Source organism: Pseudomonas sp. GL_091 (assembly GCF_057837725.1).
The window spans coordinates 644694-657102 of sequence record NZ_CM174451.1; the positions used below are offsets into that span (position 1 = coordinate 644694).

The 12409-nt window shown below is 62.4% G+C and carries 12 protein-coding genes; 4 read left to right on the forward strand and 8 right to left on the reverse strand.

All coding sequences use genetic code 11. The annotated features are described in order from the left end of the window. Positions 1-54: 54 nt before the first annotated feature. The 7 genes from AC3ITY_RS02880 to cbiE all read right to left on the reverse strand — a co-directional run bounded on the left by AC3ITY_RS02880 (position 55) and on the right by cbiE (position 6957). Positions 55-2172, reverse strand: coding sequence for a TonB-dependent copper receptor (locus AC3ITY_RS02880; RefSeq protein ID WP_489307528.1), 2118 nt, complete (start codon positions 2170-2172; stop codon positions 55-57). Positions 2173-2280: 108 nt separating this feature from the next. Then, positions 2281-2730, reverse strand: coding sequence for a DUF2946 domain-containing protein (locus AC3ITY_RS02885; RefSeq protein ID WP_489307530.1), 450 nt, complete (start codon positions 2728-2730; stop codon positions 2281-2283). A 21-nt stretch (positions 2731-2751) separates the two neighbouring features. Then, entirely contained in the window at positions 2752-3231 is a 480-nt protein-coding gene (locus AC3ITY_RS02890; RefSeq protein ID WP_223462753.1) for a copper chaperone PCu(A)C, read from the reverse strand. A gap of 47 nt (positions 3232-3278) precedes the next feature. Further along, positions 3279-3677 (reverse strand): DUF2946 domain-containing protein, encoded by a 399-nt coding sequence (locus AC3ITY_RS02895; protein ID WP_489307531.1) that lies wholly within the window; start codon positions 3675-3677, stop codon positions 3279-3281. 253 nt (positions 3678-3930) lie between these two features. Beyond that, positions 3931-4659: a cobalt-precorrin-6A reductase gene (locus AC3ITY_RS02900; protein WP_489307533.1), complete on the reverse strand. Its 729-nt coding sequence runs from the start codon at positions 4657-4659 to the stop codon at positions 3931-3933. Further along, positions 4656-5753 (reverse strand): cobalt-precorrin-5B (C(1))-methyltransferase, encoded by a 1098-nt coding sequence (locus tag AC3ITY_RS02905; RefSeq protein ID WP_489307534.1) that lies wholly within the window; start codon positions 5751-5753, stop codon positions 4656-4658. Before AC3ITY_RS02905 ends, AC3ITY_RS02900 begins: the two co-directional genes overlap by 4 nt. After that, complete coding sequence (gene cbiE, locus AC3ITY_RS02910) at positions 5746-6957, reverse strand: precorrin-6y C5,15-methyltransferase (decarboxylating) subunit CbiE (protein WP_489307536.1); 1212 nt, start codon at positions 6955-6957, stop codon at positions 5746-5748. The genes AC3ITY_RS02905 and cbiE overlap by 8 nt, the downstream gene beginning before the upstream one ends. Positions 6958-7125: 168 nt before the next feature. Between cbiE and cobG the strand changes: the two genes are divergently transcribed. From cobG to cobJ, 4 genes are read left to right on the forward strand one after another with little or no spacing between them, the layout of a single operon-like run. Further along, positions 7126-8448 (forward strand): precorrin-3B synthase, encoded by a 1323-nt coding sequence (cobG, locus tag AC3ITY_RS02915; RefSeq protein ID WP_489307538.1) that lies wholly within the window; start codon positions 7126-7128, stop codon positions 8446-8448. Next, complete coding sequence (locus AC3ITY_RS02920) at positions 8441-9067, forward strand: precorrin-8X methylmutase (RefSeq protein ID WP_489307539.1); 627 nt, start codon at positions 8441-8443, stop codon at positions 9065-9067. The genes cobG and AC3ITY_RS02920 overlap by 8 nt, the downstream gene beginning before the upstream one ends. Further along, positions 9067-9798 (forward strand): precorrin-2 C(20)-methyltransferase, encoded by a 732-nt coding sequence (locus AC3ITY_RS02925; RefSeq protein ID WP_046039991.1) that lies wholly within the window; start codon positions 9067-9069, stop codon positions 9796-9798. The genes AC3ITY_RS02920 and AC3ITY_RS02925 overlap by 1 nt, the downstream gene beginning before the upstream one ends. Beyond that, the gene (cobJ, locus tag AC3ITY_RS02930) at positions 9798-11501 is read left to right on the forward strand and encodes a precorrin-3B C(17)-methyltransferase (RefSeq protein ID WP_489307541.1); all 1704 of its coding nucleotides are present in this window, start codon (positions 9798-9800) and stop codon (positions 11499-11501) included. The genes AC3ITY_RS02925 and cobJ overlap by 1 nt, the downstream gene beginning before the upstream one ends. Positions 11502-11552: 51 nt before the next feature. Here the strand turns inward: cobJ and AC3ITY_RS02935 are convergent, their stop codons facing one another. Then, the gene (locus AC3ITY_RS02935; protein WP_103397182.1) at positions 11553-12149 is read right to left on the reverse strand and encodes a MarC family protein; all 597 of its coding nucleotides are present in this window, start codon (positions 12147-12149) and stop codon (positions 11553-11555) included. Between the last annotated feature and the right edge of the window lie 260 nt (positions 12150-12409).

Here is a 12409-nt window from a genome sequence, read left to right on the forward strand (position 1 = left end):
CGCAACCGATCGCGGGCAAGCCCGCTCCTGCAGGGGAGCGGACGCCCTCAAGGGTTAGAAACTCATATCCACCTTGGTCCAGAGCGTTCGTCCCGGCTCCTTGATGGCTTGCGGGTCATTGGCCGGGTAGCCGAAACCGGCGTTGCCGGCCAGGTTCAAGTGCTCGGCGTAAGCCTTGCCGAACAGGTTGTCGACGCCGCTGCTGACCTTCCAGTTGCTGTTGATCCGATAGGCACCGTTGAGGGAGAACACGCCGAAGCCCGGCGTCTTGCCGAAATCCTTGCCGACCACGTTGCCCTTGTTCTGGTCGATGCGGTTTTGCGCGGCGACCACTCTCCACAGTGCGCCGGCGCTCCAGTTGTCTTCGCTGTAGGTCAGGCCGAAACGGGCATCCAGTGGCGGCATCTGCGGCAATGCATTGCCATCGCTGCTGTTCTTGCCCCAGGCGTAGGCCAGGGTCGCGTCGGCGTTCCAGTTCTCGGTGAAGTTGTAAGCGACGCCCAGTTCGCCGCCCATGATTCGCGCGTCGATGTTTTCGGCTTGCGAGGTCATGCCCATCATTGTCGGGGTGTAGTTGAACAGGATGTAATCGCGCACCTGCCCGACGTAAGCCGAGGCCCAGGCTTCGAGGTTTTCGGTCTTGTATTGCAGGCCGAAATCGAGCTGGGTGGTTTTTTCCGGTTTGATCGAATCGAAGGCATTCACCGAACCGGCGGGGCCGGACTTGGGTGAAAACAGTTCCCAGTAATCCGGGAATCGCTGGGTGTGACCGAGACCGGCATACAAGGTGGTCGGGCTGTCGGCCAGGTCATGCTCGTAGCGGATGAAACCGCTGGGCAGGGTATCGGCGCGGGTGTCGTCGGCGGTCGGATTCGGGCGGGTCATCATGCCCGAGCCGGTGGTCTGCCGATAATCCTTGGCCGAGGCGCGGTCCAGGCGTGCGCCGCTGATCAGGCGGTTCCGGTCGGCGGCGTACCAGGTCAGTTCGCCGAACACACCGTAGTTATGGAAGTCGGCATCCTTGGTGTACGGCAGGTCCTTGTAGGTGTCGACGCCCATGGCGCTGCGCTGGCGATGCTCGTTGGTCTGCGCGTCGATGCCGCTGATCAGCTGCACATCGGCCCAGCGCCAGGTGGCCTTGACCCGGGCGCCGAGGGTGCGGCGGTCAACGTTGGATGCCATGGGCCCAGCCATCATCCCGGTGCCGGATGGCGTGCGCAGGGTGTAGTTATCCATCACATGATCGGCGTAGTTGTAGTAGATCTGCGCCTCGACTTTATCCAGTACGTCGCCGATGTTGGACTGCTCGAAACGCAAGCCGAGGCTTTCGCGCAGGAACTGCGAACCGTCCATGCTGCGCCCGGCGTAGCGGGCTTCACCATCGCCACGGCCGGCGGTCAACTCCAGCAAGGTGTCGGCATTCGGGGTCCAGCCGACGGCCATGTCGCCGTTCCATTTGTCATAGCGCGACGCCACGGTGTCGTTGTTGCCGTCCTGGTAGTCGTCGGAGTGCGCGGTGTTGCCGATGACCCGCACATAACCCGACTGACCGCCGGCTGCGGCGTCCACCAGTTTGTCGAAGCGACCGTAGGAGCCGGCTAGCACGCTGGCGTTGACCCGCGTGCCGAGTTCGCCGAAGTGCTCTGGCTCGCGGTCGAACAGGATAGTGCCAGCCGAGGAACCCGGTCCCCACAGCACGGTTTGCGGGCCCTTGATTACGGTGAGTTTGTCGAAGGTTTCCGGCGAGATATAGGAAGTCGGAGCGTCCATGCGGCCCGGGCAGGCACCGAGCATCATGCCGCCGTTGGTGAGTATGTTCAGCCGCGAGCCGAACATGCCACGCAGCACCGGGTCACCATTGGTGCCGCCATTGCGCACCATGGCGAAGCCCGGGATGGTTTTCAGGTAATCGGCGCCATCGCTGGCCGGCACCGGTTGGCGCGGGTCCTTGGGGTTGGTGACGATGGTCAATGGTGAACTGGGCGCAACGGCAGTAATCACTGTCGGGCTCAGTTCGTCACTGTGGCTGGAATGTTCATCGGCCAGCGCAGAAGGCGCCAGCAAGGCACCGCACAGGATCGCGGTGGCGTGCCTGAAACGAGCGCCGGATTCGTTCAGGGCAAAAGAGGCTTGGGCAGGGCTCAAGCACGGGACAGCAGAAAACCTGGACATGACAATTTCCATCGAACAGTCGTAAACGACACGGCCGGCAGCCTGCGCAATCCCTGTGGGAGTGAGCGTTGGCTGTCTTGCGGAGCGTGTGAAATCAGAAGTGAGTGTTTACGCGACGACGGGTGGGGCGCGGGTGCGGGCGCCGGGGAAGAAGGTTTGCCGGGCATGGCCCAGGCGTGGGGAGGGGGTGCTGAAGGTGTTGACGGGCGGGATGACGAAGTTGGCGAAAGACACGCCGCCGGTCAGCGCCGGGCAATTGAACAGCAGGCTGCAATAGCCGCATTTTTCCCACAGCACATGGTGCCCCGGGGCTGGCGGGCAATGCTCGGCGGTGGCTTGCGTGGCATGGTCGGCATGCTCCATCGCCGACATGTCCATGCTCATGTCCATACCCACAGGCATGGTCATCGACATGGCGCGCGAATCCATCGGCATCGACTGAGAAATCAGCGGACCGATAAAGATCATCAGCATGGCGAACAGGCTGATCCAGCTGCCCCGTGTCAGGCTCAATGCCTGATCGCGTGACCTGGATGACCTGGCGCTAAGCGGGCGCATGGGCGTTTTCAGTTCAGGCGATTACGGCTTGTGCACGTGCGCTTGCATGGCGTCCGGCGCCTGCTTCTGCACCGCAACTTCGACCGTCACGTCACCGGACTTCTCGAAGTGCAACGTCATGGGGAAACGCTTGCCGTCAACCAGCAGGCTGCGGTCCTTGAGGTCCAGCAACATCACGTGATAGGCCATCGGCGCGAAAGTGACCTCGCCTCCGGCGGGCACTTCCACGCTCGGTACGTGCTGCATTTTCATCATGTCGCCTTGCATCACGTGCTCATGCAATTGCGCTTCGCCGGCAATGGGGGTGTCGACGCTGAGCAGGCGGTCGGCGGTCTTGCCTTCATTGTTGATCACGAAATACGCCGCAACGGTCGGCGCATTGGGTGGCAACTCCTGGGACCACGGATGCGCGATTTCCAGTTCGCCGACTTTGTATTCGTGGGCATTGGCAAAGCAGGCAGGCAGCAGCAACGCGGCCAGAACGATGAGTTTGTTCAACATGGCAGTTCTCCGGAACGATTTAAAACGCAGTCAATTGCGAGAAAAAATCACACCAGAGGGGAAGCGCGGGGGTTGAGACTCGGCCATTGCTGGCGCGGTGACGGGCTGTCGAGCGAAGTTGCAGGCAGGCTTCGGTTGGATTCGAAGTGCGCGAAATACAGCTGTGGCGAATGCCCCGGCAACGCCACCAATGGCGCAGAACCCGAGCAGCACCAGCAATGCTGCATGTTGGAATGATCGTCGCTTTGCGGGGCTTTCTGTTCAAGGTCCCCGATGGAAATCGCCACCATCCTGGTGCCGCTGGAACTGCAGAAACTGCCCCACAACAACTGTTCGGCAGGAGACTTCGCCGTTTGTGCCATCGCTCCGGACATCGGCATGGCGAGCATGTTGAACAGCACTGCGAAGCAGGCTATCCAGGCAATTGCGAGCCGTTGTCGGGACATGGGACAAAATCCGTTTGGGTGGGCGATCAGGCGCGGGCTATTTAGCCTGATCAGGGCCGATAAGTAAAAAGGCGGCGTGCGGTTTGGTGTCGCAGCGCCATCCTTTCGTAGCCTTCATGATAGTCGTGAATTTCAACGCGCCAGTAGTGCTGGAGCTTTGTTCAGAATCCGCCGGACTATAGGGTTGGAGACCCGGAGTGGATAATCGGCGTACTCCGAAGGTGTCGTAGGAAAAGTCCCGGTGGACGGGGGATCAGGAGCAGTCGAAATGCGACAGGGCTGTCAGGATTTCTGTCACCCTTTCAAACTCCCGATCAACTCCCGGCAATTCCGGACGTTTCAATACGATCACCGGCACACCACGCTCGCGCGCGACTTCCAGCTTCGGCTCGGTCGCCGTGCTGCCGCTGTTCTTGCTGATCAGCACGTCGATGTTTCGCCGTTCGAACAACTCACGTTCATCGTCGATCAGGAAGGGGCCCCGTGCGCCGATCACTTCGCAGCGATCGTTGCCCGGGTACATATCCAGTGCGCGCAGGGTCCAGAATTGCTCAGCAGGAATTTCGTCCAGATGTTGCAGGGGCTCGCGACCGAGGGTGAACAGCGGTCGACGGAAAGGCTTCAGGGCGTCGATCAGTTCGGCCCAATCGCTGACTTCCCGCCAGTCATCACCCGCCTGGGCTTGCCAGGCCGGACGTCGTAGCGCCCAGCAGGGAATACCGCTCAAGCGCGCGGCGGTCGCGGCGTTCTGGCTGATTCGGGCAGCGTAGGGGTGAGTGGCGTCGAGCAGCAGATCGATGCCTTCATCGCCAATGAACTGCGCCAGACCCTCGGCACCGCCGTAGCCGCCGACGCGCACCTGGCATTGCAGATCGGTCGGCACCCGACCGACACCGGCCAGGCTGTAGATATGCTGCGGTCCCAGCGTGCGGGCAATGGCCATGGCTTCGGTCACGCCGCCGAGCAAAAGGATGCGTTTCATTGAAATGCTCCCGCATGGCCAACGATCCCGCCCTGGCGATCGATGGCAAAGACTTCCACCTGAACCTGCGCCGGCACCACGCTACGGGCAAAGTCCAGGGCGTGCTGACAGACTGCATCACCCAGTGCGACCCCGGCTGCGGCGGCCATGGCGAGTGCCTGCTGGCTGGTGTTGGCCTCGCGGATGCTCTGCTGCAACGCCGCATCGGCGCCGACCTGCGCCGCCCATAGCGCCAGTTGCGGCAGGTCAATGCTCGAATGACGACTGTGCAAATCCATGTGCCCGGCCGCCAGTTTGCTGATCTTGCCGAAACCACCGCACAAGCTGAGTTTATCCACCGGCACTTTGCGCAGGTGCTTGAGCACGGCGCCAACGAAGTCGCCCATTTCGATCAGGGCGATTTCCGGCAGGTTGTAGACCTGGCGCATGGTGTCTTCGCTGGCGTTGCCGGTGCAGGCAGCGATGTGCAGGTAACCGTTGGTTTTCGCCACGTCGATGCCCTGGTGGATCGAGGCGATATAGGCCGCACAGGAAAACGGCCGGACGATGCCACTGGTGCCGAGAATCGACAGGCCGCCAAGAATGCCCAAACGCGGGTTCATGGTCTTCAGTGCCAGTGCCTCGCCGTTCTCGACATTGACCGTGACCTCGAAACCGCCGCTGTAGCCGAGTTCGTCGGCCAGTCGGGCCAGGTGTTCGCTGATCATTTTGCGTGGCACCGGGTTTATCGCGGGCTCGCCGACACCCAGCACCAGCCCGGGCCGGGTCACGGTGCCGACACCGCGACCGGCCTTGAAGCGAGTCCCCGGTTCGGCGCTCAGGCACACCTGGGAGTAGAGCAGCGCACCGTGGGTCACGTCCGGGTCGTCACCGGCGTCCTTGAGGGTTCCTGCTTCGGCACCGTCCTCGGTGAGGCGGCAGAACTCCAGGCGCATCTGCACCTGTTTGCCCTTGGGCAACACGATTTCCACCGCATCGGTCGATGTGCCAGCCAGCAGCAGACGCGCGGCGGCGAGGCTGGTGGCCGTGGCGCAACTGCCGGTGGTCAGGCCGCTGCGCAGGGGGGCGGGTTGTTCGGCGGTTTCGTCACGCATCGAAGGGTTTCGTCACGTCCAGCAAGGTAATCGGCAAGGCCTGGCGCCAGGTGTCGAAGTCGCCCAGCGGTTGTGCCTGGGCAATATGAATGCGGGTCAACTCCCCGCCGTGTTGCTCGCGCCAGGCCATCAGGGTCATTTCACTTTGCAGGGTGACTGCGTTGGCAATCAGCCGGCCACCGGGTTTGAGTTCGGCCCAGCAGGTATCGAGTACGCCCTCGCGGGTGACACCGCCGCCGATGAAAATCGCATCCGGCCGCTCCAGCCCGGCCAATGCTTGCGGCGCGCTGCCGCGAACCAGTTGCAGACCGGGAACACCGAGGGCGTCGCGGTTATGTTCGATCAACGCTTGTCGGCCCGCATCGGCCTCGATGGCCAGTGCGCGGCAACTGGGGTGAGCGCGCATCCATTCGATGCCGATCGAGCCACTGCCGGCGCCGACGTCCCACAACAGTTCGCCAGGGACCGGGCCCAGGCGCGCAAGGGTGATGGCGCGCACATCGCGTTTGGTCAGTTGGCCGTCGTGCTGGAACGCCGAGTCCGGCAGGCCGGCCAGTCGCGACAGGCGCAGCGTGTTCGGCTCGGCGATGCACTCGATGGCGATCAGGTTCAGGTCGGCGATCAGCGGATCGTTCCAGTCGCTGGCGGTACCGTCGACACGCCGCTCGGCTTCACCGCCCAAATGTTCGAGCACAGTTATCCGGCTCGGACCGAAACCACGTTTACGCAGCAGTGCGGCGACGGCGGCGGGGCTGCTGCCGTCGTTGCTCAACACCAGCAAGCGCACGCCACTGAACAACTGCGCGCTGAGTGCGGCGACGCGGCGGGCAACCACCGACAACGTGACCACTTCCTGCAAGGGCCAACCCATTCGCGCCGCGGCCAGCGAGCAAGAGGACGGCGCGGGAAGCGTCAGCATCTCGGCCGCGGGGAGTTGCCGGGCGAGGCTGGCGCCGACGCCGAAGAACATCGGATCGCCACTAGCCAGGACGCAAACGGGTTCGCCACGGAGCGACAGCAGCGATTCAAGGCAGAAAGGGCTCGGCCACGGCTGGCGCTCGCCGCGTATGCACGGTGGGAGCAACTCCAGGTGCCGCTGGCCGCCGAAGATTTTCGAAGCGCGCAACAGCGCATGCCGGGCGTTCTTGCCCAGGCCCTTGAAACCGTCTTCGCCGATGCCTACTACCGTCAGCCAGGGTGTCATGCCGTTCCTCAATCACGCGTTCAACGTTGTTGGGCGGCATGATAGCGCGGGTTCCTTGAGCTGACTGCCTTCTCTTCCCGACCGGAGTCTTTTCATGCAGCGAAGTAAAGCAGGCATAATACCGCGCACTTTCGCCGTGAATCGCCTCGCCACCTGAACGGGTCCGCCTTGAACGAACGTCCGCTGTCCACTGCCTTACGCCCCTCGGCCTGCCCGGGGTTGCTGCGTATTGTCCCAGCACTGGATGGCGGCATCTGCCGGATCAAGTTGAACGGTGGCTCGATCAACAGCGACCAGGGCGTGGCTGTGGCGGCTGCGGCCGAGCGTTTCGCCAGCGGAGCGATCGAGGCGACCAACCGGGCCAATCTGCAGATCCGCGGCATCGGCAACGAGCAATCGGCGTTGATCGATAGCCTGCTGGCCGCCGATCTGGGACCGCGTACGGCGGCTGGCGACGATGTGCGCAACCTGATGCTCAGCCCCGGCGCCGGGATCGATCGGCGCATGCTGTTCGACACTCGCCCGCTGGCCGGGCAGATCCTCGCCACACTGCAAAACCACGAAGCTTTCCACGACCTTAGTGCCAAATTCGCCGTGCAACTCGATGGCGGAGAAGACTTGGCGATGCTCGAACATCCCCATGACCTGTGGCTCTCGGCGTTTGAGCAAGACGGCGAACTACGGCTGGCGTTCGGTCTGGCGGGATGCCCGACGGACAGCCCCGCCGGTTCGGTTGCACTGGCTGACGGGCACGCACTGGTGGTCGCGGTCCTTGAGTTGTTCCTTGAACTGGCGCGCCCCGAGCAGACGCGAATGCGTCATTTGCTGACCGAGTATTCGGTCGAGGACGTTCTGCTTCGGCTGGCTGAGCGTGTATCGATTCAAGCCGTTGTCGGTTGGCAGCGGGTTTCGGGTTCCAGTGATCTGCACATGGGTGTCCATCCCCAGGCCGAGTCCGGTGTCGTCTATGTGGGGGCCGTCCCGCCGCTGGGGCGGCTCGATCCGGCGATGCTGCGGGGCGTGGCACAACTGGCACGAGAGTTCGGTGATTCCTGCCTGCGCTTCACACCCTGGCAAAGCCTGCTGTTGCCCAATGTCCGCATGGAAAACGCCGCCGAAGTCATGCGGCGTTTGCAACGTTTGGGCTTGTCCTGTGAAGCCGGTCAGCCATTGTCCCGGTTGATCGCCTGCACCGGTTCCAGCGGTTGCGCCAAGGGGTTGGCCGAGACCAAGGGCGATGCCTTGCAACTGGCCGCGCTGCTGCACCGCCATGGACCGGCGCTGAACATACACTTGAGCGGTTGCCCGCGTTCCTGCGCCGCCGCGCATACGTCGCCTGTCACATTACTGGCCGTCGCCCACGGTCACTACGATCTCTATTTTCGCGATGCAGCGCAGCCGGGCTTCGGCGCGCTGCACGCACGCAACCTTACTATTGAAGCGGTCGCGGCCCTGCTCGACGCCCGCTCACGGAGCCCCCTTGATGCTTGATTACATCCGCGACGGTCAGGAGATCTATCGCAACTCCTTCGCGATCATTCGCGCCGAGGCCAACCTCGACCGAATCCCGGACGATCTGGAAAAACTCGCGGTCCGTGTGATTCACGCCTGCGGCATGGTCGAGGCCATCGACGGTTTGCAGTTTTCCGCAGGGGCGGGCAAGGCCGGGCGTGATGCGCTGGCGGCCGGCGCGCCGATTTTGTGCGATGCGCGGATGGTCTCCGAAGGCGTGACCCGCGCGCGGTTGCCGGCGAGCAATCCGGTGATCTGCACCTTGCGCGACGAGAGCGTTCCGGAACTGGCCCGTGAATTGGGTAACACCCGCTCAGCCGCTGCGCTGGAACTGTGGCGCCCGCACCTTGAAGGCAGCGTGGTGGTCATCGGCAACGCCCCGACGGCGCTGTTTTACCTGCTGGAAATGCTCGACGCCGGCGCACCGAAACCGGCGCTGATCCTCGGTTTTCCTGTGGGCTTCGTCGGCGCCGCCGAATCCAAGGCCGCGCTGGCGGCCGACAGCCGTGGCGTGCCTTTTGTCATCATGCAAGGTCGCTTGGGCGGTAGCGCCATGGCCGCCGCCGCCGTCAATGCCCTCGCCACGGAGATCGAATGATGCAGCAACCTGGACGTTTGATCGGCCTCGGCGTCGGCCCTGGTGATCCGGAACTGATTACCGTCAAGGCCCTGCGCTTGCTGCGCGAGTCGCCGGTAGTGGCGTACTTCGTCGCCAAGGGTAAAAAGGGCAATGCCTTCGGCATCATCGAGGCGCATCTGCAAGACGCACAGAATCTGTTGCCGCTGGTGTACCCGGTGACCACCGAAGCCTTGCCTGCACCATTGTCCTACGAGCAAGTGATCAGCGACTTCTACGATGACGCCGCCGACGAACTGGCGACGCATCTTGATGCCGGTCGCGACGTGGCGGTGATTTGCGAAGGCGATCCGTTCTTCTACGGCTCTTACATGTACCTGCACGACCGGCTCGCCGAGCGTTATCAGGCCGAAGTCGTGCCGGGCGTGTGCTCGATGCTCGGCGGCGCCTCGGTGCTCGGTGCGCCGCTGGTGTATCGCAATCAGAGTCTGTCGGTGTTGTCCGGTGTGCTGCCGCACGACGAACTCAAGCGTCGCCTGGCCGATGCCGATGCGGCGGTGATCATGAAACTGGGGCGCAACTTTCCCAAGGTTCGCCAGGTGCTGGAAGAACTCGGGCTGGCCGAACGCGCGTTGTATGTCGAGCGCGCGACCATGGCCAATCAGAAGATCGTGCCACTGGATCAGGTCGAGCCGATGTCCTCGCCGTACTTCTCGTTGATCATCGTTCCCGGCGAAAGGTGGCAAGGCTGATGACTCGTCCAGTTCCGGCGATTGTCATTCTTGGCAATGGCAGCCTCGCAATCGCACGCAAGATTCAGCAGGTCTATCCCGGAGCGCTGATTCATGGCTTGGCTGAACGGGTAGACGGCGCCGACCGTGTCTATCGCGAGTTCGGCGCAACCCTGCGCGAGTTGTATCAACAGGACACGCCAATCATTGCGCTGTGCGCGGCCGGCATTGTGATCCGTACGCTGGCGCCATTGCTGCTGGAAAAAGGTGCAGAGCCGCCGGTGTTGGCCGTTGCCGAAGACGGCAGTGCGGTGGTGCCGCTGCTGGGCGGCCTCGGCGGGGTGAATGTCATGGCCCGAGAGATTGCTGCGGCGCTTGACGTCGCGGCAGCAATAACCACCAGCGGCGAGTTGCGTTTCGGCACCTGCCTGCTCAATCCGCCGAGTGGCTATGCTCTTGGCGATCTGGAGTTGGGCAAGCGTTTTGTCTCCGATCTGCTGGCCGGTGAAACGGTGCGCATCGAAGGCACGGCGCCGTGGCTGGCCCAGGCGCAGTTGCCTGAAGATGCGCTGGCGCGGCTGGCGGTGCATGTCGGTCATGCCGAGCGCGAACCGGCGCCCAACGAACTGCTGATCTACCCGCGCAACGTTGTGGTCGCCGTGGATGCCGGTCTGGAGGATGTCGCCTCGGCGGTCCGCGAGGCGTTGCATCAAGCGAAGGTCGCAGTGCAATCGTTGAGCTGCCTGCTGGCTGCAGACAGCGAAATGGCCAACCCGACGCTGCGTGATGCGGCGCTGGAACTGGGTGTGCCGTTGCGTTTTACCAGCGCCGGTGTAGATGCCGGCGAGCGACTGCGTACAGCCATCGACCACCCGGTTTCGATCCTGGGTAACGACACGGTTGCCATGGCCGTGGCAGAGCAACCGCTGGACCCGTTGCAGATCGGTCGGCCGCGTGGACGGCTGGCGGTAATCGGCCTCGGGCCAGGTGCTGCCGAACTGATGGTGCCGGCGGTGAAGGCTGAACTGTCTCGCGCCAACGACATCCTGGGTTACGAAACCTACGTGCGCATGGCAGGGCCGTTCCGTGCCGACCAGGTGCAGCATTGCACGGACAATCGAGAAGAGATGCAGCGCGCCCGTCATGCCTTTGAACTGGCTGCCCAAGGGCGTTCGGTGGTGGTGGTGTCGTCTGGCGATCCGGGTGTTTTCGCCATGGCGGCGGCGGTGCTGGAAGCGCTTCACGAATCTACCGATGCCCGTTGGCACAACGTCGATCTGGAAATGCTGCCGGGCGTCTCGGCTTCACTGGCGACGGCTGCCCAGGCCGGGGCGCCCTTGGGTCATGACTTCTGCGTACTGTCGCTTTCAGACAATCTCAAACCATGGTCGATCATCGAGAAGCGTCTGGACCTGGCCGCTCAGGCCGACCTGGCCCTGGCGTTCTACAACCCGATCTCGCGGTCACGTCCGTGGCAACTGGGGCTGGCCCTCGAGATCGTTGCCCGGCATCGGTTGCCGGAAACGCCCGTAGTCCTGGGGCGGGATATCGGTCGTCCGGGACAGACATTACGGGTTACAAACCTGGGAGCGTTGACGCCTGATCAGGTGGACATGCGCACCATGGTGCTGATCGGCTCGAGCACCACGTGCGTGTTCCCTCGCGTCGAAGGTGGGGAGTGGGTGTACACGCCACGCTGGTATGGCGAGAAGCCAACGTCCTGATTTGCTGGGTGGAGCACGGTTCCTGCAACCGTGTTCCACTGCGATCAAGAGTCAGGGCACCAGGTACCCCTTCACCCCGGTAAAGATGATCTGCGCGGCCAGCGCGCAAACAAATAACCCCATCAACCGACTTACAATTTGCAGACCCTGCTCGCCGAGGATTCGCTCGATTCGGCTGGACAGGTAAAGCACCACTCCAACGGTGAAACTGGCCAGGGCAATACTGACAATGGCCGTGAGCTTGTCGTCCCAGTGTGGCTGGCTGACCCCCATCACCAGTAAGGCCCCAATGGTGCCCGGACCGACTGTCAGCGGGATGGTCAGCGGGACGATGGTCACATCCTGCTGCACATTGTCGGTCTGTACCGCTGACTTGCCTTGCGCCATGCCCAGCGCCGAGATGAACAGCACGCTACCGGCACCGATGCGAAAGGCGTCCACGGTGATGCCGAACACGCTGAAAATCACCCGTCCGAACAGGTACAGCAAAACGCTGGACACCAGAGTGGCAATCGCGACTTTCCACGCCAGCCGACGTTGTTCCTTGCGTGAGTAACCACGGGTCAGGCTGATGAAGCAGGACAACACGAAGAACGGACTGTAGAGCACCAGCATCTTCAGATAAACGCTAAACAGCACGTGGAGCATGATTTTGGCTCGCAGCGGAAAATTGTTGCAGTGGAGTCTATCAGTAGTTCGGTTTTTTGTGTGCTCGGATTGAAAAGTTATAATAAGTTTGCACTGTTAAATAAGTGAAGTTGCTGATGCGCCGTTGCATGGTTATGTTGGCGAACTAAGGTTACAAGTTTTTGTTTGTTGATGTTTTGTTGTTTGGTTAAAGTTGCTTCGTCAAGTTCACGGAGAGCTTGTTTTTAACTGGAAAGGATAAAATTATGATTGGTGGTAGG

Bases quoted from the DNA above. Each gene is read 5' to 3' on its own strand.
- AC3ITY_RS02880 (WP_489307528.1), bottom strand. From the start codon at position 2,172: ATGTCCAGGTTTTCTGCTGTCCCGTGCTTGAGCCCTGCCCAAGCCTCT.
- AC3ITY_RS02885 (WP_489307530.1), bottom strand. From the start codon at position 2,730: ATGCGCCCGCTTAGCGCCAGGTCATCCAGGTCACGCGATCAGGCATTG.
- AC3ITY_RS02890 (WP_223462753.1), bottom strand. From the start codon at position 3,231: ATGTTGAACAAACTCATCGTTCTGGCCGCGTTGCTGCTGCCTGCCTGC.
- AC3ITY_RS02895 (WP_489307531.1), bottom strand. From the start codon at position 3,677: ATGTCCCGACAACGGCTCGCAATTGCCTGGATAGCCTGCTTCGCAGTG.
- AC3ITY_RS02900 (WP_489307533.1), bottom strand. From the start codon at position 4,659: ATGAAACGCATCCTTTTGCTCGGCGGCGTGACCGAAGCCATGGCCATT.
- AC3ITY_RS02905 (WP_489307534.1), bottom strand. From the start codon at position 5,753: ATGCGTGACGAAACCGCCGAACAACCCGCCCCCCTGCGCAGCGGCCTG.
- cbiE (WP_489307536.1), bottom strand. From the start codon at position 6,957: ATGACACCCTGGCTGACGGTAGTAGGCATCGGCGAAGACGGTTTCAAG.
- AC3ITY_RS02920 (WP_489307539.1), top strand. From the start codon at position 8,441: ATGCTTGATTACATCCGCGACGGTCAGGAGATCTATCGCAACTCCTTC.
- AC3ITY_RS02925 (WP_046039991.1), top strand. From the start codon at position 9,067: ATGCAGCAACCTGGACGTTTGATCGGCCTCGGCGTCGGCCCTGGTGAT.
- cobJ (WP_489307541.1), top strand. From the start codon at position 9,798: ATGACTCGTCCAGTTCCGGCGATTGTCATTCTTGGCAATGGCAGCCTC.
- AC3ITY_RS02935 (WP_103397182.1), bottom strand. From the start codon at position 12,149: ATGCTCCACGTGCTGTTTAGCGTTTATCTGAAGATGCTGGTGCTCTAC.